The sequence below is a fragment of the Burkholderia sp. WP9 genome (assembly GCF_900104795.1).
Taxonomy (GTDB): Bacteria; Pseudomonadota; Gammaproteobacteria; order Burkholderiales; family Burkholderiaceae; genus Paraburkholderia.
The window spans coordinates 87,870-107,971 of record NZ_FNTG01000002.1; the positions used below are offsets into that span (position 1 = coordinate 87,870).

General features: G+C 63.3%; 18 protein-coding genes. 5 read left to right on the forward strand and 13 right to left on the reverse strand.

Translation table 11 applies throughout. From position 1 onward, the window contains the following. Nucleotides 1-237: 237 nt before the first annotated feature. The 4 genes from BLW71_RS21735 to BLW71_RS21750 all read left to right on the forward strand — a co-directional run bounded on the left by BLW71_RS21735 (nt 238) and on the right by BLW71_RS21750 (nt 4,782). Nucleotides 238-546: a DUF4148 domain-containing protein gene (locus tag BLW71_RS21735; protein WP_091801311.1), complete on the forward strand. Its 309-nt coding sequence runs from the start codon at nt 238-240 to the stop codon at nt 544-546. 207 nt (nt 547-753) lie between these two features. After that, entirely contained in the window at nt 754-1,416 is a 663-nt protein-coding gene (locus BLW71_RS21740) for a response regulator (RefSeq protein ID WP_091801313.1), read from the forward strand. Continuing rightward, nucleotides 1,413-2,771 (forward strand): ATP-binding protein, encoded by a 1,359-nt coding sequence (locus BLW71_RS21745; RefSeq protein WP_091801316.1) that lies wholly within the window; start codon nt 1,413-1,415, stop codon nt 2,769-2,771. Before BLW71_RS21740 ends, BLW71_RS21745 begins: the two co-directional genes overlap by 4 nt. A 415-nt stretch (nt 2,772-3,186) precedes the next feature. Next, nucleotides 3,187-4,782, forward strand: a complete 1,596-nt coding sequence (locus BLW71_RS21750; protein WP_502686853.1) for an alkaline phosphatase family protein — start codon at nt 3,187-3,189, stop codon at nt 4,780-4,782. A 204-nt stretch (nt 4,783-4,986) separates the two neighbouring features. Here BLW71_RS21750 and ssuD read toward each other — a convergent pair whose 3' ends face one another. The 8 genes from ssuD to BLW71_RS21790 form a co-directional block, all read right to left on the reverse strand. Then, nucleotides 4,987-6,135: an FMNH2-dependent alkanesulfonate monooxygenase gene (gene ssuD / locus BLW71_RS21755; protein WP_091801318.1), complete on the reverse strand. Its 1,149-nt coding sequence runs from the start codon at nt 6,133-6,135 to the stop codon at nt 4,987-4,989. A 46-nt stretch (nt 6,136-6,181) separates the two neighbouring features. Beyond that, nucleotides 6,182-7,552: an LLM class flavin-dependent oxidoreductase gene (locus BLW71_RS21760; protein ID WP_091801321.1), complete on the reverse strand. Its 1,371-nt coding sequence runs from the start codon at nt 7,550-7,552 to the stop codon at nt 6,182-6,184. Beyond that, nucleotides 7,552-8,814: an SfnB family sulfur acquisition oxidoreductase gene (locus tag BLW71_RS21765; RefSeq protein ID WP_091801324.1), complete on the reverse strand. Its 1,263-nt coding sequence runs from the start codon at nt 8,812-8,814 to the stop codon at nt 7,552-7,554. The genes BLW71_RS21760 and BLW71_RS21765 overlap by 1 nt, the downstream gene beginning before the upstream one ends. Nucleotides 8,815-8,817: 3 nt before the next feature. After that, nucleotides 8,818-10,068 (reverse strand): SfnB family sulfur acquisition oxidoreductase, encoded by a 1,251-nt coding sequence (locus BLW71_RS21770; RefSeq protein ID WP_091801327.1) that lies wholly within the window; start codon nt 10,066-10,068, stop codon nt 8,818-8,820. 205 nt (nt 10,069-10,273) lie between these two features. Then, entirely contained in the window at nt 10,274-11,017 is a 744-nt protein-coding gene (locus tag BLW71_RS21775) for an amino acid ABC transporter permease (RefSeq protein ID WP_091801330.1), read from the reverse strand. After that, nucleotides 11,014-11,754, reverse strand: coding sequence for an amino acid ABC transporter permease (locus BLW71_RS21780; RefSeq protein WP_091801333.1), 741 nt, complete (start codon nt 11,752-11,754; stop codon nt 11,014-11,016). Before BLW71_RS21780 ends, BLW71_RS21775 begins: the two co-directional genes overlap by 4 nt. Nucleotides 11,755-11,849: 95 nt before the next feature. Beyond that, on the reverse strand, nt 11,850-12,668 hold the full coding sequence (locus BLW71_RS21785) for an ABC transporter substrate-binding protein (RefSeq protein WP_091801336.1): 819 nt from the start codon (nt 12,666-12,668) through the stop codon (nt 11,850-11,852). Nucleotides 12,669-12,867: 199 nt separating this feature from the next. Then, on the reverse strand, nt 12,868-13,179 hold the full coding sequence (locus BLW71_RS21790; protein ID WP_286162071.1) for a hypothetical protein: 312 nt from the start codon (nt 13,177-13,179) through the stop codon (nt 12,868-12,870). 358 nt (nt 13,180-13,537) lie between these two features. Between BLW71_RS21790 and BLW71_RS21795 the strand changes: the two genes are divergently transcribed. After that, nucleotides 13,538-14,893, forward strand: a complete 1,356-nt coding sequence (locus BLW71_RS21795) for an LLM class flavin-dependent oxidoreductase (protein WP_091801342.1) — start codon at nt 13,538-13,540, stop codon at nt 14,891-14,893. Between the two features lie 158 nt (nt 14,894-15,051). On the opposite strand, the gene BLW71_RS21800 is transcribed toward BLW71_RS21795, so the two are convergent. The 5 genes from BLW71_RS21800 to BLW71_RS21820 all read right to left on the reverse strand — a co-directional run bounded on the left by BLW71_RS21800 (nt 15,052) and on the right by BLW71_RS21820 (nt 19,916). Further along, nucleotides 15,052-17,142 carry a family 2A encapsulin nanocompartment cargo protein cysteine desulfurase gene (locus BLW71_RS21800; protein WP_502686833.1) on the reverse strand — a complete coding sequence of 697 codons (2,091 nt, stop codon included), beginning with the start codon at nt 17,140-17,142 and terminating at the stop codon, nt 15,052-15,054. After that, a complete protein-coding gene (locus tag BLW71_RS21805) occupies nt 17,117-18,049 on the reverse strand; it encodes a family 2A encapsulin nanocompartment shell protein (RefSeq protein ID WP_091801348.1) in 933 nt (310 codons plus the stop codon). The genes BLW71_RS21800 and BLW71_RS21805 overlap by 26 nt, the downstream gene beginning before the upstream one ends. 107 nt (nt 18,050-18,156) lie before the next feature. Continuing rightward, nucleotides 18,157-18,432 carry a helix-turn-helix domain-containing protein gene (locus tag BLW71_RS21810; protein ID WP_091801351.1) on the reverse strand — a complete coding sequence of 92 codons (276 nt, stop codon included), beginning with the start codon at nt 18,430-18,432 and terminating at the stop codon, nt 18,157-18,159. Next, nucleotides 18,429-19,406, reverse strand: a complete 978-nt coding sequence (gene epsC / locus BLW71_RS21815; protein WP_091801353.1) for a serine O-acetyltransferase EpsC — start codon at nt 19,404-19,406, stop codon at nt 18,429-18,431. Before epsC ends, BLW71_RS21810 begins: the two co-directional genes overlap by 4 nt. 42 nt (nt 19,407-19,448) lie before the next feature. Further along, nucleotides 19,449-19,916: a rhodanese-like domain-containing protein gene (locus tag BLW71_RS21820; RefSeq protein ID WP_091801356.1), complete on the reverse strand. Its 468-nt coding sequence runs from the start codon at nt 19,914-19,916 to the stop codon at nt 19,449-19,451. Nucleotides 19,917-20,102 lie beyond the last annotated feature (186 nt).

Sequence of the window (20,102 nt, forward strand, 5' to 3'; positions counted from 1 at the left end):
ACCAGCGGCGCCGAAGACGTGGCAGACAGATTGCATCAGTCAGGTTAACACCCGCTTAACCGAGCCGTTCGCGCGTATTCAATCCGCACGGAAGCCGGATAAGCGTCACCTAAGGTTCAACACGTACTCTGATGATGCACGTCACAAGGGCCCTCGACGTGATGCTCCAGATCGGCGCGCAGGACTCGAAGCGCGAAGGTCAGGAATATTCATTCAGATTCCCAAGGAAAACGCACTATGAAACGCATCCTCTCCATCTGCATCCTTGCCATCACCGCTTCGCTGCCTGTCGCCAGCTTCGCGCAGGCGACCAATGGTCCACTCACGCGCGCCGAGGTGCGAGCGCAAACAGCCGAAGCCGAGCGAGACCACACCCTGCATCAATCCAAAATGGACTATCCGGCTTCTCAGCAATACGCGAGCCCGCGCCAAACAGCCGGTGCGACTGGTTACGGCACGCAAACGGGCGGATCGTCAGAATCTCGGACGCCGCGCTCTCATGTTGCGTCGTCTGGCGCGGATGCCGGGCTTTTCACTCACCACTAGACTGTCCATGCGTCGTCTGTCGACCGGCGCATCGCGCCGTTCCGCAGCGCTTTCGTTTGCCCAAGAATGCGCCGGCGTGCATGAGCGCTTCGATCCGCTTGCTCTCGAAAGGCAGATAATATTGACCGAACGCTTAACAATTGCTTAAGGAAACGTTAATTCCGGATGCGCGACAATGTCGGATGGTGAACAACGCAAGGAGCGCCGATGCGTCTGCTTCTGGTAGAAGACGATGAAATGATTGCGGAAACCGTGCTCGAATCGATGGGGCGCGAAGGGTATGCAATCGACTGGGCGCAAGACGGCCGGGCCGCCGAGTTGTCGCTTGGCAACGGCGTGTACGACCTTGTCCTGCTGGATCTCGGCCTGCCTAAAAAAGACGGCATCGATCTGCTCAATAGCTACCGCAAACAAGGTGGTCAGGCGCCCGTCATCATCCTGACAGCACGCGACTCCGTGAACGAGCGCATTCGCGGCCTCGACGCCGGAGCCGACGACTACCTCATCAAGCCCTTCGATCTGGATGAACTGGCAGCAAGAGCGCGGGCGTTGCTGCGACGACGAACCGGCCAGAAACAGCCGATCTATTCCCATGGTGAACTGACGCTTGACCCCGCCGCTCACGAAGTGAGGAAGAACAGCGCACCGGTAGCGCTCGTGCCGCGGGAGTTCGCGCTGCTGCAGGCGCTGATCGAAGAGCCCGCGCGCGTCTTCACCCGGTCCGAACTCGAAGACAAGTTGTATGGATGGGGCGATGAAGTGGGAAGCAACACAATCGAAGTGCACGTGCACAGCCTGCGGCGCAAGATCGGCGCAGAACAGATCGTGACGGTGCGTGGCGTTGGCTATCGATTGAAGAGGCATGAATGACGTCGATTCGCCGCTGGCTACTCGGCTGGCTGATCTGCGGCCTCGCCGCCGCCTCCGGAATTGCGGCATTCGGGATCTTTCATACGGCCCGCGAAGAAGCCAATGAACTGTTCGACTACGAACTGCGTACCGTTGCCCTGTCCTTGCCATCGAATCTCGAAACGGCGGAGACAGTCGAGCGGCAAGGCTCGGAGTTCGAAGGTATTTCGGACGACCGGATTCTGATCGAGATATGGGACAAAGGGGGCTCGCTCGTCTACCACTCCCGCTTGTCGCCGGTTCTGGCGCGACTGCCCGCGGGTATTCGCACCATCGAACGGGGCGAGGCTCACTGGCGCGTCCTGGGCTTGCAGCAGCCGGACCGCTTTATCCAGGTTGCGCAACCCGTCTCCGTACGAGAAGCGCTGGCGCTCCACCTCGCGCTCCATACCTTGTGGCCGCTCGGCCTGCTCATGCCTGTGACCATCGTACTCGTGCTGTTCGTCGTGGCGAGAGGTCTCGCGCCGATTGGCGGCTTATCGCGCTCACTGGCAACGCGCTCGCTCGATTCGCTCGAACCATTGCGTCTTGACGGCCAGGTGCCGGTCGAAATCCGGCCGCTCGTCGATGCATTGAACGACCTGCTGCAGCGTCTGAACGCCGCCTCACAGGCGCAGCGCACTTTCATTGCGGATGCCGCGCACGAACTGCGCTCGCCGCTTGCCGCGCTGAAACTGCAGTTGCAGGCAGCGTCGAACAACGGCACCTTGAAAGACGATGGCCAGACGATCGAGCGGATCGACACACGGCTCAATCGCATCATCCGCCTCGTTCAACAGCTTTTGACGCTTGCAAGGGAGGATGCGAATCCGGCAAACGAAGGCGTATCGGTCAGCTTGAGGAAAATCGGCGAGCAGGCAGTCAGCGATTTCTCCCTGCTGGCGGAACAGAAGCAGATTGATTTGGGCCTGGAGTTCCGGCATCCCGTGACGCAAGACAATCCGTGCGATGTGCTGGCTGATCCGCATGGGGTGAGCGTGCTGCTGAATAACCTGATCGACAATGCGATCCGCTACACGCCGCAAGGCGGCAGGGTCGACGTCGTACTCTGCCTCACAGGGGAGCGTCTCGGCTTCGACGTGGTGGACACCGGACCCGGCATTCCCGAGCGAGAGTTGGAGCGTGTGCTCGACCGCTTCTATCGCGGTGAGCATACCAAGGGGACGGGCAGCGGGCTCGGACTCGCCATTGCGGCCCGTATTGCGCAGCGACAGCAGTTGACGCTCAAATTGGCTAACAACGTTGATGCAGCTGGTCTCACGGTGTCAGTCCGCGGATTTATCAGACCTGGCGGGTCCAACGCAGCGGCACGTTAGCCCCACCTTCGACGTACGAGGAACCCTTCGCCTCCGTTCGGACACAATTGCCAAACACTGTCTGATCACGACGGGATTCGAGGCGTGCAAGACGTTCAAATACTCGCGACAACGTTCCGGTCAACGTTAGCGATTCAGCTCAACTTTTCAACCCACCACTCAATCCTTAAGGAAACCTTAAGGCAATTGCTGATTGCTGTTTTTTTCCAGTCCATACCATTAGCCGCTTGCTGGTTATGGAATCGAAAGCGCCCATTCATCCTGACGACTCAATTGCCCTGCACATTCATTCCCGGATTACCAAATGTTTCGTGGCAACCTGAAAAAAGGACGGGAAATGAAGACGATGCGCATAGGGAAACGCAAGCAGATCGGCCTTGGCGTGGGCGTTGCCCTGCTCGCCGGGCTGTACTCAATGGGCGCGGCGGCGGCCGATCAGCATGAACACGAGCACGAGCACGAGTCAGTGAAGCATGTGTTGCTGATCAGCTTCGACGGTCTGCATGAACAGGACGTCGCACGCTGCATCGGTTCGAATGCATGCCCGAATCTTGCGCTGCTCGCCAAGTCCGGTACGACCTACACCAATGCGCACACTCCGGGCCTGTCGGATTCGTTCCCGGGTCTCGCGGCGCTCGTCACCGGGGGCTCGCCCAAATCCGCCGGCCTCTTCTACGACGTATCCTACGACCGCACGCTCTTCGCGCCGTCCGATAGCAATTGCACCGGCAAGCAAGGCTGGAATGTCGTATTCGACGAAACGACTGGCATCGACGGCGAGAACGGCGGCGCACTAACGCATCTCGACGGTGGCGGCGCGTTCAATCCGCAGGCTATCCCGCATACGTTGGTCAATGGTGTCTGTGCGCCCGTCTATCCGCATAACTATGTGAAGACCAATACGATCTTCGAACTAGTTAAACGCAACGTGAAAGGCGCGCGCACCGCCTGGGCAGACAAACATGCATGGGGCTACGACTGGCTGAACGGGCCGTCAGGCACGGGCGTGGACGATCTCTCGCGCACCGAGATCAACTCGATCGATCCGGCCACCAATACGAACTACACCGACGTCTACACGCACACGGAACAGTTCGACAATTTGCATGTGCAGTCGCTGATCAATGAGATCGACGGCAAAGACTCCACAGGTCAATCCAGCGCCGATGTGCCCACACTGTTTGGCACCAACTTCCAGACTTTGAGCGTCGCACAGAAGGCGACGGTCGCGCATGGCGGCGGCTATCTGGATGCGAGCTTCACGCCGGGGCCGCAGGTCAGCAATGCGATTGCTTATCTTGACAACGCTCTGGGTCGCATCGTGACCGAACTGAAGCAGCGTAATCTCTATTCGTCGACGGCGATCATCGTTACGGCCAAGCATGGGCAGTCACCGACCGATCATTCGAAGCTGATCAAGAACGGCGACACGCTGTCGAAACTGCTTGAAACAAGCAACTATCTGGATCCGAACGGCAACTTCGGGCAGAACGCTACGAAGAGCGGCAACCTCAACGACGGAACGGGCCTGGTCGGAACGGGTTTCGTCCAGACCGATGACGTCGGACTGATCTGGTTGCGCGATCAAAGCCAACTGTCTGCCGTCGTGAAGACCCTCAAAGGCAACCTCGGTTGCAACGCTCCCGGTATTTGCGCAGACGGTCCGCAGGCATACATTCTCTACGGCCCGCAATTGACCGGCCGATTTGGGGACCCTGCCGGCGGACGCACGCCTGACATCGTCGTCCAGCCGAACCCGGGTGTGATCTATACCTCGAGTACGGCAAAGGACGAAGAGCACGGCGGCAACGCTCCCGACGACAGCCATCTCGGTCTTGTGATCTATGTGCCCCACGCCCAACGCACTGGGCAGATGAACGGCGAACATGTACTGACCACCCAGGTTGCGCCCACGATTCTGCGTTTGCTCGATCTGAAGCCAGAACTGCTGCATTCGGTTGCTTTTGAAGGAACGCGTGCATTGCCGGAATTCGATCGCGAGCACTTCTAGGCGAATGGCCGTGCTCCGTGGCTGAAAGCACGGCACTTCAATAGTGCGATGCTTCAGGATATCCAACGGCGTTCGGTGCTCGCACAGCCGGGAGCGTCATGAGGGGCGTCGCTCCCGGTTAGCCGAGTTGGGCGCTCGACGACATGTTCGCAAACATGTTGTCGAGCGGCGCAGCGATCTATCGCTAGCCAGTGCCTGGCCGCTTTACGCCTGCGCCTTCGGCCGACCGCTGCCCTCACCCGCACGCACATCAAACGCCCCGCCCGTCAGCACCTGATCGCGCAACGTGACCGGCCTCTTGCCGGGCAACAACGGGAACACAAGCTCCGCGAAACGGATCGACTCCTCGAGATGCGGATAGCCGGACAGCACAAAACTATCCGCGCCCGCGTCGACATACTCCTGCAACCGTGCGGCGACCGTCTTTGCATCGCCGACCAGCGCCGTGCCCGCGCCGCCGCGCACCAAACCCACACCGGCCCACAAGTTGGGGCTGATCTCCAGCTTGTCGCGGCGTCCGCCATGCAACTCCGCCATCCGGCGTTGTCCAACCGAATCCATGCGCGCATAGTTCTCCTGCGCGCGGCGGATGTCTTCGTCGTCGAGCTTGCTGATGAGGCGCTCGGCTTCGGCCCATGCCTCTTCGTTGGTCTCGCGCACGATCACATGCAGACGCACCCCGAGACGCAGCTTGCGGCCATGGGCGGCGGCACGCCGCTGCACATCGGCGAATTTTTCGGCGACGGCGGCAGGCGGCTCGCCCCACGTCAGATACGCATCCACATGCTTGGCCGCGAGTTCATGCGCGGCCGGCGACGACCCGCCGAAATACAGCGCCGGCGCCGGCTGCTGCACCGGCGGATGAAAGTTGCGCGCCTGCTCCACGTGAACGTATTTGCCCTTGAAGTCCACCGTCTTGCCGGCGAGCAGATCGCGCCAGACGGTGAGGAATTCGTCGGCGGCCGCATAGCGCTCGTCGTGGGGGAGAAACACGCCGTCGGCGGCGAGTTCGGTGGCGTCGCCGCCCGGCACCACGTTCAGCAGCAGGCGTCCATGCAACGCCTGGTCGAGCGTCGCGGCCTGGCGCGCGGCGGCAGTCGGGCCGCTGATCGAGGTGCGCAACGCGACCAGAAGCTTGATGCGCTGCGTCACCGGCACGAGACTGGCGGCGGTGACCCACGGATCCTGACAACTGCTGCCGGTCGGAATCAGCAAGCCGTCATAGCCGAGATTCTCGGCCGTGACCGCGATCTGACGCATATATTCGTTGGTCGGCGGCCGGCCAAAATCGGACTTGCCGAGATAGCGTGTATCGCCCGAGGTCGGCAAAAACCAGAAAATATCGAGACTCATGCGTGCTCCTGTGACAAACGTTGTGCGAGGCGGACCGTGTGCGGTTTCATACCGCCTCCGCGGCATGCTGCCGGAAGCTCGCCGCCGCGTGCCGGGCCGGCAACTGGTCGCCCTCCCCGAACAGCTTGTGGCGCAGCGCGCCGTCGGTATAGGCGGTCTTGTACAGGCCGCGATTCTGTAATTCCGGCACGACCAGATCGATAAAATCCTCGTAGCTTTCGGGCACCACCGTGCGGCTCAGGTTAAAGCCGTCGACGCCCGTTTCCTCGATCCACGCCTGCAGTTCGTCGGCAACCTGCGCGGCGCTGCCGACAATGGCCGGATAGCGGCCGCCTAGTTCGAACATCTCCAGCAACTTGCGGCGTGTCCAGCCGTGCTGTTTGGCTGTTCGCGTGGCCGATTCGATCGCGTTGCCGGGCGCGTAGTCCACTGGCGCGTCGAGATCGTATTGCGCATAGTCGATACCCGTGCTTGCCGCGAAGTGCGCGAGCCCGGCTTCGCGGCTCGCATATTGCCGATAGTCGGCATATTTCTCGCGGGCCTGCTGCTCGGTTGCGCCCGCAACCACCGCGGCGCCGACGAACACCTTCACGTCCTCCGGACGGCGGCCGGCCTGCACCAGTTGCTCGCGCAACGTGCGCACGGTTTCGCGCGCGGCCTGCCGGTTCGGCGGCGAGATGAACACGCATTCGGCGTGACGCGCGGCGAACCGCTGGCCGCGCCCGGAACTGCCGGCCTGGAAGAGCACCGGCGTGCGCTGCGGCGACGGTTCCGCGAGGTGATACCCCTCCACGTTGTAGTACTTGCCCGCATGCCGCACCTGATGAACCTTCGCCGGGTCCGCATACACGCGTCCCGCCTTGTCGCGCAGCACCGCGCCCTGCTCCCAACTGCCTTCCCACAGCTTGTAGAGAATCTCCAGGTATTCGTCCGCCCGGTCGTAGCGCTCGTCGTGCGGCAGTTGCTCGCTGAGTCCCATGGCGCGCGCCGCGCTGTCGAGGTAGCCCGTGACGATATTCCAGCCGACCCGGCCTTGCGTCAGATGATCGAGCGTCGAAAACCGGCGCGCGAGAAGATAGGGCTGCTCGTAGGTGAGATTGACCGTCACGCCGAACCCAAGATGCTCGGTCACGGCGGCCATTGCCGACACCAGCAGCGTGGGATCGTTGACGGGCAACTGGATCGATTCGCGCAACGTCACGTCCACGTTGCGTTGATAAACATCGTAGACGCCGACGATGTCGGCGAGAAAGAGCCCGTCGAACAGGCCGCGCTCCAGCGTGCGCGCGAGGTTGGTCCAATACGGCAGCAGACGGTAGTCGCTCGAACGGTCGCGCGGATGCGTCCACAGGCCGTGGTTGATATGACCCACGCAGTTCATGTTGAACGCGTTGAGCAGGATCTGTTTCTTCGCCATCACAAGGCTCCATGCCGCGGCGGCAGCTTGTCGTTGAGGTAGTAGTTGCCCACGGCGTGATACTTCCAGCGCACCGGGTCGTGCAACGTGTGAGTGCGCGCGTTGCGCCAGAAACGGTCGAGGCCGAGACCGTCGAGCGTCGCGGCGGTGCCGGCGAGTTCGAACAGGCGCGACCCGGCATCCAGCGACACGGTCGTGGTGAGCGCGCGCGCCTCGGCCACAGCGATCGACGCCTGCGCGACCGACTGCTCGGTGGGCTGCGCCTGCGCAGCATCGACGAAACGTCCCGCGCGGCGCAGCAACGCTTCTGCCGCGCGCAACCGCACTGAGAGGTCGCCGAACTGCGCAATGGTCAGCGGATCGTCGGCGGCCCGTTCGACCTTCGCGTCGATCCACGGTCGCGAGCGCTCGCGCACGAATTTCAACGCGGCTTCGAACGCGCCGCGCGCCTGACCGAGATCGATTGCCGCATGAATGATCTGCGCGAGCGGCCCGATCGTCGTGGCGCGCTCGAACGACGCCTGAAACGGCACGACCCATTCGGGCTCGACGTGCACATGATCGAACTGCACCGACCCGCTGCCGGTGACACGCTGGCCGAAGCCATCCCAGTCGTCGGTTACGGTAACGCCCGGTGTGCCGCGCGGCACGAACGCCAGATAAGTGACGTCGCGGCCCTGCTCTTCGGCGACGACCAGCGTGGGGATCCAATGTGCGTAGAGCGCGCCCGTGCAATAGAACTTCCGGCCGTCGACATACCAGCCGGCCGCCTCTCGCGTGAGCCGTGTGCGTCGTTTGAAATCCTTGTGGCCGATTTCCGCGAGCGCATTGCCAAAACGCTCGCCCGCGAGCACCCGTCCGTAGAAAAAGCGCTGTTGCTCCAGGCTGCCGCCAACGCGCAGCACCTCGAGCGCATAGAAATGGTTCTGCGGGATCTGGCCGAGCGAGCCGTCGGCTGCGGCGATCGTTGCGGTGACTTCGGCGAGCGTACCGTTGCTCACGCCCGCGCCGCCGAATTCGCGCGGTACGGTGATGCCCCACAGGCCACTCGCCACGAAGGCGTCGAGCTCGGCCCACGGAAGCCGCCGTTCGCGATCGCGCAGCGCGGCTTCGGACGCGAATGCCTCGGCCAGACGGCGCGCGACGAGACGCGCCTGCGCGTCGTCGCCGATCAGCTCGGGAGTGGGCAGCGAACGCAGTTCGCGAGGCAGCACGGCCGGCGCGGCGCTGTCGCCAACCGTGGAAGAAAGGTCAATGGTCATGTTTCAATTCCACGAATGCCGCGCGGGAAGCACCTGATTCAGGTGATAGTTGCCGAGCAGATGCAGCTTCCAGCGCACCGGGTCATGCAGCGTATGAGTGCGGGCATTGCGCCAATGCCGGTCGAGGTTGTGTAGCGCACGGGTCGACGCGGAGCCGGCCAGTTCGAACAGCTTTTCACTAGCCTCCAGCGCGATGCGTGTGGTCAACACCTTGGCCTCGGCAACGGCGACGGAGGCGCGCGCGCTGGCTTCGGCATCGATCGGCCGGGTCGCGATCGCGTCGAGCGTGCGGCCGGTTTCCACCAGCACTTCATGCGCGGCATGCAGGTCGATCTCCAGACGGCCGACATCGGCGATGATGTACGGGTCGTCGGTTGCGTGCTCGAGGCCGGAATCGACCCACGGCCGCGCGCGTTCGCGCACGAAGGCGAGCGCGTCGGCAACGGCGGCCTGTGCGATACCCTGGTCGATCGCCGCCTGAATCAGTTGCGACGTCGGGCCGGACAGACCCGGGCGGTCGGCCAGTTGCCAGATCGGCAAGACGTCCTGCGGATCGACGGGCACCGCGTCGAAGGTGACGGTGCCGCTCGCCGTTGTGCGCTGGCCGATGGCGCTCCAGTCGTCCACCACCGTCAGGCCCGGCGCATCGCGCGGCACCCAGACCTGCACGGCGCGTCCTTCGTCGTCGGTCGCGCGCGTCGGGACGCGGTGCGCGAACAACGCGCCGGTCGAATAGAAACGCTTGCCGTCGAGGCGCAAGCCGTCGGGCGTCGCGCGCAGGCGCGTCGAACCCTGCAGGACCGTCGCGGCCGCCGCCGAGCGACGTTCCGGGCCGGCATTACCAAGCCGCCGGCCGGCCAGCACTTCGCCGTACAGACGCTCTTTCTGCGCCGGGCTGCCGACTTCGCGCAGCACGCCCAGCACGCCGAACTGGTTCTGCGGAATCTGCCCTAACGCGGGATCGGCCGCGCAGAGGTTCACGAAGACTTCGGCCAGCGTCGCGAACGACACATCCGCACCGCCATATTCGCGCGGCACGGTGATGGCGCCGAGACCGCTTTGCGACCATAGATCCAGTTCGGCCCATGGCAGCACGCGATTGCGGTCACGTTCGGCGGCGCCCGACGCGAAAACGTCGGCGAGGGTGCGGGATGCGGCGAGCGCCTGTGCGTCGTCAGCGATCCGCGTGACGCGCGCCGGATCGGGACGCGCCGGCAGTCGCGACGCGACAGGGCTGGATGTGGGACTGGACATGATGGCTCATACAGACAGTTGAGACCCGTCCGCTTGCGGCGTTTCGGCCTGTTGCCATTGGCAGCAGTACGGGTCCGACTCGCCACGGAAGGGCTAATCGTCTATTGGACCAGTACCTGCGCGTCACGCCTACTATCGAATTGGCAATTGCTTATCACGCGTTCCGATTTGCGGTGACGGCCTGCCCGGCTGCCTTGCGGTTTCTTCATTCGCGTAGTCCACCGAGCGGCAATGATGTAACAGGTTCCTCATTCGATCGCGTAGTGGCGTGAGCGGACGGTGTGTGCAGCAGGATGCGGTGAGCGATCCATTGCAACGCGGAGCACAGCAGCAGATAAACGATGCCGACGAACACGAAAATCTGTGCGGGGTAAATCATCAGGCGGCTGTTGACCTGATTGGCAAGGAACGTGAATTCCGGCACGCCGACGATATACGCCAGCGAGGTGTCCTTGACCAGCGACACCCACTGATTGACGAACGACGGCATCATGATGCGCACCGCCTGCGGCAGCACCACGTGACGCAACGCCTGCCAGCGCGTGAGCCCGAGCGACAGCGCCGCCTGTTGCTGACCCACACCGACCGACACGATGCCCGCATGCACGGCATGCGACAGATACGCGCCGCTGATCAGCGACAGCGCGCACACCACCGCGACCAGTCCCGGCACGTCGATATGCAGCAGGATCGGCATCAGGAAGAAAGTCCAGAAGATCAGCATCAATACCGGAATCGCCCTGAAGAACGCGACGATTGCGACCAGCAGCAGATGCACACCGCCGCGTGTCAGCGAGAGCGCCACGCCGCCCGCCAGTCCCACCGCCGCGGACAGCAACGCCGACACCACCGAGAGCACGACCGTCAGCGCGGCGCCGCCCAGTGGCCCATTGGGGAACGCGCCGAGCAGCAGATAACGCAGCGTCGGCAGCCACTCGAGCGCCGTCATGCCCGCCCTCGCTGCAACGCACGTACGCCAGTGTGTTGCCAGATCACCAAGGCCGTTTCGATCAACGCGATGGTGCCGATATACAGCACGGTTGCAGTCCCGAAGGCCTGGAAGGTGCGGAAGCTCTCCGTGTCCACCTGACGCGACATATAAGACAGTTCGGCCACGCCGATCGCCATGGTCAGCGACGAGTTCTTCACGATATTCATGTATTGCCCCGCGAGCGGCGGCGTGGCGATACGCACCGCTTGCGGAAGAACGACGTGCCGCAAGGTCGCATAACGCGTCATGCCCAATGCGGCGCCCGCCTGGTATTGCGCGATGCCCACGCCGCGGATGCCGGCGCGAAACTCCTCCGCGATAAAGGCTGTGCTGTAGCAGGTCAGGCCCAGCCAGCCGGCGAACAGTTCGAAGCTCGGCCAGTGCACGGCAAAGGGCCCGGCGCTCAACACATGCGGCGTGTTGAGCCACGTCATCCAGGCTTGAGGCAGCAGCGTCGCCGCGCCGAAGTACCAGAACAGCAATTGCACCAGCAGAGGAGAGTTGCGAAACACGAGTACATAGCCTTTTGCCGCAGCAGCGACCGTGCGATGTTGCGCGATATGGGCCATTGCCAGCCCGAATCCGAGCAGCGTCGCGCACACGCTCACGCACGCCGACAGGATCAGCGTGATGAGAAAACCGTGGGCGAGCCAGCCGAGATAGCGCGGGTCCAGCCAGAAATTCAAGAAATGCATGCGGGAAAAACGCGGTCCGGTATCAGCAAGAAGGCCCGGTCACGCGTTTCGGGCGGTGACCGGGCCATGTGGAGGCGGCTGTGAAGCGAGGCGCGTCAGCTCTTCTGCGGATCGCCGATCCTGAACAGGCGCGGCAACGGCGCGGCGCTCTTCGGGCCGAACCAGGTGTCGTAGATCGTGCCGGCCGTGCCCTTGGCTTCGAGATCCTTCAGCGTGTCGTTGACGACATTCAGCAGGCGCGTCTCGCCCTTCGGCACGCCCACGCCTTCGTAGTCGTTGGAGATCGTGAACGGCGGGATCTCGTAGTTCGCCTTGTCCGGCACCTTCGCGAGCAACGCGACGAGCTTCGGTCCGTCTTGCGTGATTGCCTGCACGTTGCCCGTGCGCAGCGCGGCGAAGGCGAACGGCGTGTCGTCATAAGCAATGATCGTGGCGCTCGGGAATTGCGCACGCACCTGCTGCTCATTGGTCGTGCCTTTGTCCGCGCCGATCCGCAAACCGTTCAATTGTTGCGGCGAGGTAAGCGTGCCCTTCTTCGCAATGAATTGCGTGCCGGACGCAAAATAGGGGGTGCTGAAATCCACCTCCTTCTTGCGATCGTCGGTAATCGTAAAGTTCGCAAACACCAGATCCACCTTGCCCGACTTCAGGAAAGCAATGCGGTTGGCCGGATTGGTCGGCTGGATCTCGAGCTTGACGCCGAGGCGCGTGGCGAGCGCTCGCGCATAGTCGACGTCGAGCCCGACGATCTGATTGCTCTTTGGATCGACGAAACCGAACGGCGGATTGCTATCGAAAGCGGCCACGCGCAATACGCCCGCTTTCTTGATGTCGTCGAGACGATCCGCATGCGCGGCAGCGGACATGACAAGCAGACTTCCGGCGATCACTGCGCCAAGCACTCTGAGATTCATAACGGTGGTTTCCTGTTGTTTTAATGGGCCGCGCGCGAGGTCGAACGGCGCGTGCCCTTAGCGTGAGAAGTGGACTCTAACAACGCTCGCGGACGGCACAAACCAAGCAATTTTCAGGTGCTAAGCAGCGTTGCTGATAACCCCTGGCGTCTATGGCCGAGATCGCGAACAGGTGTCGTGAACAGATAAGTCGGACGACTCAGCGGCGCACGAGCATGGCGAGCGAGCGGTGCGCATCGAGTTGCCTGTCGTAGCCCGCCAGCGCGCCGTCCACGCGGCGGGTCAAAGGCGGCGTGGCGACAGTGGTTACATCGGGCTCAAGCGGCGACGCGCAGACCGGCGTCGCGCCCGACAAACAGTAGCCGACATCGCGCCGCGCGTTGATGCACGTGCGCACCTTGCCGCTGGCGATCAGCGTGGCGAGCGCGGCTTCGACCGCTTTCTCCGATACGCCGAACAAACGGGCGAAAGTCACAGCCGTATAGACGCGGCTGTGCCTCATTTTCAGCATCAGACTCTCGATCAACGGATCCATACTCGATAAAGGTGGGTCACTGCGGTTATGAAATAGACGCCGCGCGCTGACACCGCGCACGGCCTGAGTCAAAGCATGGCAGTGTTGGCACGAATTTGGAAAGACCGAGTTCCGATATGGTTATGAAGCGAGCGGCACATCGCAAATCACGGTGGCGGCCCGAACGCTGCGCGGCATCATGCTGGTCTTGCATGGCGGCGAACCTTAGTCGTTGCCGACATATCGATGCCAGAAATCGTTAGTGGTCTCGAATGCACAGCCAATCGACAATTGAAGAGTCGGCCAGATGCCTTTGCTCCTTCGTTGCTGGCCCTTCCCGCATTCGACCAGCCCCATGAGAAACGACCCGCCGCGCCAGCTCCATCTGAACGTCAACATTCTCCACTCGGGCTTCGTGCCTTCCGCCTGGCGTACCGAAGACGCGGACCCTCGCGCGTTCATCGATATCGCTCACTATGTTCGCGTTGCGCAGATCGCCGAGGCGGCCAAGTTCGACGCTGTGTTTCTTGCCGACAATGCATCGATCGCCGATCAGATCGACTTCCGGCCGATCACGGCGCTGGAGCCGACCGTGCTGCTCGCCGGCATTGCTGCGGCCACGACGCATATCGGTGTGATCGGCACGGCGTCGACGAGCTACAACGAGCCGTATAACATCGCGCGGCGCTTTGCCACGCTCGATCATCTCAGCGCGGGGCGCGCGGGCTGGAACATCGTGACGACCGCCGATCTCGGTTCGGCGCGCAACTTCGGCCGCGAAGCGGTGCCCAATCATGCCGAGCGCTACGAACGCGCCGCCGAATTCACGGAGGTCGTGAAGGCGCTGTGGGATAGCTGGGAAGACGACGCCTTTATCGGCGACAAGGTAGATGGCCGTTTCGTCGACGCGGCGAAGGTGCATCGCATCGACCATCGCGGCAAATATTTCAGCGTGGATGGCCCGTTCAATCTGCCGCGCAGTGCTCAGGGCCACCCGGTGCTGATCCAGGCCGGCGGCTCGGTGGATGGACGCGAGCTTGCGTCCCGTCATGCGGAAGCGGTCTTCTCCGCGTCACAGTCGTTCGACGAAGCGGCTTCTTATGCTCGCGAGCTCAAGTCGCGCGCCGCGGCATTGGGGCGCGGCAACGACGCGATCCGCGTGCTGCCCGGCCTCACCACCATCATCGGCGCAACCGAGGCGCAAGCCTTGCGGCGTCGCGATGAACTGGTGGATCTGATTCCGTGGACTTACAGCCTCACGCGTCTGGCGGGCATATTGGGTGTGAGCGTCGAGCGGTTGAAACTCGACGAGCGTCTGCCGGACGATCTTTCACTGCCCGGTGGCGGCAACGGCAATCACACGTTCTTCCATGCCACGCTCGCGCAAGCTCGTGCGAATGGCTACACGGCGCGCCAGTTGATCCGCGCGCTGGCCGGCGGTGGCGGGCACCGTGTCATTGTCGGCACACCGGAACAGATCGCCGACGATATCGAACACTGGTTCAAAGGCGGCGCCGCCGATGGATTCAACCTGATGCCGGATGTTTTGCCGGGCGGCTTGCAGGATTTCGCGGACGGCGTGGTGCCGCTATTGCAACAGCGCGGCATTTTCCGCACCGAGTATGAAGGCCGTACGTTGCGTGAGCACTTCGGTTTGCAGCGGCCCGTGAGCCGCCACCTCGAAACACGGGAAGCGGCAGCGACCGTTTGAACGCTCAACCGAGCCGTCATACGGCGTGTCGCGCAGAAGTGGGAGTGGTGCCAGTGGCACTTCACGCGGCAGATTGAGAAAGCGGCAAACGCAAGCGTTACCACTGACCGGATTCATTCGGTAAAAAGGCGGCAGCCGTAGCCGGCCACCGCCTGTATTCAGCGTCGCGAAGACAACCGTCGCACTACAGACACCAGCGCATCGACTTCATCGCAGGTGTTATAGAACGCGAGAGATGGCCGCACGGTCGCCTCGACGCCAAAGCGTCGCAAGATCGGCTGTGCACAGTGATGCCCCGAGCGCACGGCAATGCCCTCTTCGTTGAGCGCCTGCCCGACTTCCTCGGTCTCGTAGCCTTTCAGCACGAAGGACAACACACTGGCCTTGTCGCGCGCAGTGCCGATCAAGCGCACACCGGGCACCGGTTGCAGCACGCTCGTCGCATACGCGAGCAGATCGTGCTCGTAGCGCGCGATATTCTCGATGCCGACGCGTTGAACGTAGTCGATCGCCGCGCCCAGACCCACTGCATCGGCGATATTGCCCGTGCCGGCTTCGAAACGATTCGGCGGCGGCTGGAACACCGTGCGCTCGAACGTGACGTCGGCGATCATGTTGCCGCCACCCTGCCACGGCGGCATGTCCTCCAGAATCGCGCGCTTGCCGTAGACCACGCCGATGCCGGTCGGACCGAACACCTTGTGACCCGAGAACACGAAGAAGTCCGCGTCGATCGCCTGCACATCCACCCGCATATGCGACACCGACTGCGCCCCATCGACCAGCGCCTTCGCGCCGGCCCGATGCGCGAGCTCGACGATCTCCCTGACCGGCACCACCGTCCCGAGCGCATTCGACACCTGCGTGACGGAGACGATTTTAGTGCGGTCATTGAGCAGCCGCCGGTATTCGTCGAGCAATACCTGGCCGCTATCGTCGACCGGAATCACGCGCAGCTTCGCACCGGTTTGCGCGGCAAGCTGCTGCCAAGGCACGATATTGGCGTGATGCTCGAGGTGCGAGACGATGATCTCGTCACCCTCGCCCACATGCTTCACGCCCCACGTCTTCGCGACCAGGTTGATCGCCTCGGTAGTGCCGCGCACGAAGATGATTTCCTCCGGCGACGCCGCACCGATGAAACGCTGCACCTTGCTGCGCGCGGCTTCGTATGCGTCGGTGGCGCGGCCGGCCAACGCATGAGCCGCCCGATGGATGTTCGAGTTCTCATGCGCATAAAAATACGCCAGCCGGTCGATCACCGCCTGCGGTTTGTGCGTGGTCGCGGCATTGTCGAACCACACCAGCTGACGGCCGTTCACACGCTCCTGCAGAATCGGGAAATCGCGGCGAATCGCATTCACGTCGAACGGCGGATGAGCGGACGGCCCCGCATGCGGCACACCTTGCGACGCGCCGGCTGCCTGCCCTGGAACGCGCGACGGCTCGTTCAGATTCAGGAAGTAGTGCGACCCGCCCGTGTGTTCCGCGGGCGTGGACGATGGCGCGGCATGCGATGCTGCCGGACGGTCATACGGGAAACGTTGCTCGGCAAGCGGCTCATCGACACCGGGCAGACCGAACGATTGCGCACTCACCTCGTTCCAGACCGGCACGACGATATCCGGCGACGCAGCTGACGCGGCGCGAGGTTGACCCGATTCGCCGAGAAAATAAAACGGCGAGGCGGACGCCGGCGAAACCGGCGATGCGGGTGTCACCGGCGAAGCGCCACCCGCGGACGGACGCTGCGCGCCGTGTCCCTCCGGCACACCCAGCGCGGAGCCGCCAAAGCGCGGATCGAGTGCGGGCGCAATGGTCACCACGCTGTCCGGCAAGCCGTTCTGCGCCGTCGCATGCGGCGCCAATGCGGGCGCGCGATTACCCATCGACAGCACATGCGTCGGCGACGAGGGCAACAGGTTGGCGCCGGGCACATGCCCCTGCGGCAACGCTGCACCCGGCACGCCGGTGCCCGTGCCGCCGGGACCCGCGAGCGGCGAACCCGCCGGCGCAGGATTGCTGATCTCGCTGGTCACCGGCGCCGTGAACGGCAGCGTGCCGGCGAGCCCTGGCGTCGCGCCTGACTGCGGCGGGTTGCCCGGCAACGCCGAAAAGAACGCATTCGCCAGCGACGCCAACGTGGCAGGGTCAGGCAAACCCGCAGGCAAGCCCCCGGGCGGACCGCTCGGCACATCGTGCGGCAGGACGCTATCCATGGGCTTACTTGTAGGTGTCTGGGTAGTCATGGTACTTGCCGATCTCCACGTCATCGAGAACTGCCAGCGCGTCCGGCGAATGCACGGCGAGCGAGCAATAGAGCGAGATCAGATACGACGCGATCGCGTGATTGTTGATGCCCATGAAGCGCACCGACAGACCCGGCCCCTGCTCGCCGGCCACGCCCGGCTGGAACAGACCGACCACGCCCTGGCGCTTGTCGCCCACGCGCAGCAGCAGAATCTTGGTCTTGCCGTCGGCCACCGGTACCTTGTCCGACGGAATCAGCGGAATACCGCGCCACGTCAGGAACTGCGAGCCGAACAGGCTGACCGTCGGCGGCGGCACGCCACGGCGCGTGCATTCGCGGCCGAACGCGGCGATCGCGAGCGGATGCGTCAGGAAGAACGCCGGTTCTTTCCAGACCTTGGTCAGCAGTTCGTCGAGGTCGTCGGGCGTCGGCGCGCCGGTCAGCGGAAACACGCGCTGCTCTTCCGCCACGTTGGCGAGCAGGCCGTAGTCCGGATTGTTGATCAGCTGGCTTTCCTGCAATTCCTTGATCGTCTCGATCGTGAGGCGCAGTTGTTCCTTGATCTGATCGTGCGGGCTGCTGTAGAGATCCGAGATCCGCGTGTGCACGTCGAGGACCGTGCTGACGGCATTCAGGAAGTACTCGCGCGGTTGCTCTTCGTAGGGCACGAAGGTGCGCGGCAGGATGCTTTCATCTTCACGCGCGGTGCAGGCGGCCACCACGGCTTCGGGATTCTTCACCTGATTCAGGCGATAAATGCCTGCCTCGACCGGCAGCCATTGCAGCAGATGGGTGAGCCAACGCGGCGTGATCGTGGCCAGTTGCGGAACGGTTTTGGTGGCATTGGCTAGTTGCCGTGCTGCGTTATCGCCGAGCGCCGTCAGGCCGCCCACTGTTGCTGTCATCTGAAGCTCCGGGATTGATAGAAGAAAAACGGGAAAGCTTATGAGCGAAGGCGATTATCGGGAGGCCACCCCTGCGCTTCAACATGCTATAGACGGCAAACGTTGATCTACCTCACGGACGGCGGATCGACGAACGCAGAGCGCGCGAGCACGGCAATGCCCGAGGCTTCGGAAGACAGGGTGAGCAGGTGCTCGATCGGCACCTGGAATGCGCGGGCAAGCTTGTCGACCGTGACGATCGACGCGATGGCCGAGCCGCGTTCAACCTCGCCGACATACGAGCGGTTGAGTCCGGCGTATTCGGCGAGTTGCTCCTGAGACCAGCCGCGTGTCTCACGCAGACGCCGCACCGCGGCGCCGAACTCCCTGACGAGTCCGCTCATCGTGCGGCTCCCGCCGCGACAGGAAGCGCGTCTGCAAGACCGCGCGGCGTGCGCTCGCCATTCGCGGCGGCGGCGGTGCCCTCGTTGCGCGACACGGCCTGCGTCACGTGCGAGCCCGGCGCGACATCCTGCGTGAGCCAGACATTGCCGCCGATCACCGAACCCCGGCCCAGTGTGACGCGGCCGAGAATGGTCGCGCCCGCGTAGATCACCACGTCGTCCTCGACGATCGGATGGCGCGCATGGCCCTTTTCCAGATGCCCTTGCGCATCGCGTGGAAAACGCTTCGCGCCCAGCGTGACGGCCTGATAGAGCCGCACGCGCTCGCCGATCACGGCTGTCTCGCCAATCACCACGCCCGTGCCGTGATCGATGAAAAACCCCGCGCCGATCTTGGCACCAGGATGGATGTCGATGCCGGTTTGCGCATGCGCGAGTTCGGCGACAATGCGCGCCAGCAGCGGCAAACCCAGCCCATATAGCTCGTGCGCCAGCCGGTGATGGATCATCGCGAGCACGCCGGGGTAACACAGCAGCACTTCATCCACGCTACCGGCTGCGGGGTCCCCGTGAAACGCCGCCAGCACGTCGCTGTCGAGCAGGCTGCGAATCGCCGGCAAGCGCGCGGCAAACGCGCGCACCGCAATGCCCGCCTGAGCCTCGATCGTTGCGGCTGGCGGCGGATGATGCCGGCTGCGGTAATGCAGCTCCAGCCGCGCCTGGCTCAACAGCGCATGCAGCGCGGCATCGAGCGCGTGCCCGACATAGAAGTTTTCGCTTTCCTGACGCAGATCGAGCGGACCCAGGCGCATCGGAAACAGCACGCCCTTGAGCGTATCGATGATCTCCGCGAGCGCTTCGCGCCCCGGCAATTCGCGCCCGCCCGGTTCGAGCGAGCGTTTCTGCACTTCGCGCCATTGCTGGCGGACTGTCTGAAGCGCCTCGACAATCTCATCGACATCAAACACAGCCACAGTGGTGACTCCCCTAAAGTGCAGCGTGAGCGATCAGGCTTTTCAGTCCTGAATCCACGGCAGCCCGTGAAAACGCCATCCATTGCTGGCGCCGCGCCGTTGCGCGTCGTCCAGCTCTCCCTCAAAACCTTCCAGTACATTGAAAACCTGCGTGAAGCCGGCCTTCGCGGCGGCTTCCGCGGCCAGCGCGGAACGGTTGCCGCTACGGCACAGCAGCAGCACGACGGCATCTTTGCCCGTCTTCGCTTCCAGCTCACGCACAAAACGCGGATTGCGCGTCAGACTCGTACCGGTCGCCCACGCGACATGCAAACTGTCGGGCACGAGCCCGACAAATTTGCGTTCTTCGGTGGTGCGCACGTCCACCAAGACAGCGTTGCCGGCCTGCACGAGTGCCCATGCATCCTGCGGCGACACGCCACCGGCGTAGGACAGGCCGGCTTCGGCGGCGCGGGATCGAGCGGCTTCGAGCAGCGCGTGGGTGGGTCGTTCTACGAGTTCAAGCGTCATGACGTCTCCTTCGATATCGCGCGCATGCTTACGCGCCGGTTCAGGGCCAACGGTGAAAGCAACCGTCTATAGCCATCAGGAGACACTATGAAAGATCGAAGGCCGAAGCCGAACCAATTAATTGTGATTTCTAAAGAAGCATCGGTTTGGTCGCTCCCGCTCGGGATTGCCGATGCTCCGCGCCGG

Bases quoted from the DNA above. Each gene is read 5' to 3' on its own strand.
- BLW71_RS21735 (WP_091801311.1), top strand. From the start codon at position 238: ATGAAACGCATCCTCTCCATCTGCATCCTTGCCATCACCGCTTCGCTG.
- BLW71_RS21740 (WP_091801313.1), top strand. From the start codon at position 754: ATGCGTCTGCTTCTGGTAGAAGACGATGAAATGATTGCGGAAACCGTG.
- BLW71_RS21745 (WP_091801316.1), top strand. From the start codon at position 1,413: ATGACGTCGATTCGCCGCTGGCTACTCGGCTGGCTGATCTGCGGCCTC.
- BLW71_RS21750 (WP_502686853.1), top strand. From the start codon at position 3,187: ATGGGCGCGGCGGCGGCCGATCAGCATGAACACGAGCACGAGCACGAG.
- ssuD (WP_091801318.1), bottom strand. From the start codon at position 6,135: ATGAGTCTCGATATTTTCTGGTTTTTGCCGACCTCGGGCGATACACGC.
- BLW71_RS21760 (WP_091801321.1), bottom strand. From the start codon at position 7,552: ATGGCGAAGAAACAGATCCTGCTCAACGCGTTCAACATGAACTGCGTG.
- BLW71_RS21765 (WP_091801324.1), bottom strand. From the start codon at position 8,814: ATGACCATTGACCTTTCTTCCACGGTTGGCGACAGCGCCGCGCCGGCC.
- BLW71_RS21770 (WP_091801327.1), bottom strand. From the start codon at position 10,068: ATGTCCAGTCCCACATCCAGCCCTGTCGCGTCGCGACTGCCGGCGCGT.
- BLW71_RS21775 (WP_091801330.1), bottom strand. From the start codon at position 11,017: ATGACGGCGCTCGAGTGGCTGCCGACGCTGCGTTATCTGCTGCTCGGC.
- BLW71_RS21780 (WP_091801333.1), bottom strand. From the start codon at position 11,754: ATGCATTTCTTGAATTTCTGGCTGGACCCGCGCTATCTCGGCTGGCTC.
- BLW71_RS21785 (WP_091801336.1), bottom strand. From the start codon at position 12,668: ATGAATCTCAGAGTGCTTGGCGCAGTGATCGCCGGAAGTCTGCTTGTC.
- BLW71_RS21790 (WP_286162071.1), bottom strand. From the start codon at position 13,179: ATGCTGAAAATGAGGCACAGCCGCGTCTATACGGCTGTGACTTTCGCC.
- BLW71_RS21795 (WP_091801342.1), top strand. From the start codon at position 13,538: ATGAGAAACGACCCGCCGCGCCAGCTCCATCTGAACGTCAACATTCTC.
- BLW71_RS21800 (WP_502686833.1), bottom strand. From the start codon at position 17,142: ATGACTACCCAGACACCTACAAGTAAGCCCATGGATAGCGTCCTGCCG.
- BLW71_RS21805 (WP_091801348.1), bottom strand. From the start codon at position 18,049: ATGACAGCAACAGTGGGCGGCCTGACGGCGCTCGGCGATAACGCAGCA.
- BLW71_RS21810 (WP_091801351.1), bottom strand. From the start codon at position 18,432: ATGAGCGGACTCGTCAGGGAGTTCGGCGCCGCGGTGCGGCGTCTGCGT.
- BLW71_RS21820 (WP_091801356.1), bottom strand. From the start codon at position 19,916: ATGACGCTTGAACTCGTAGAACGACCCACCCACGCGCTGCTCGAAGCC.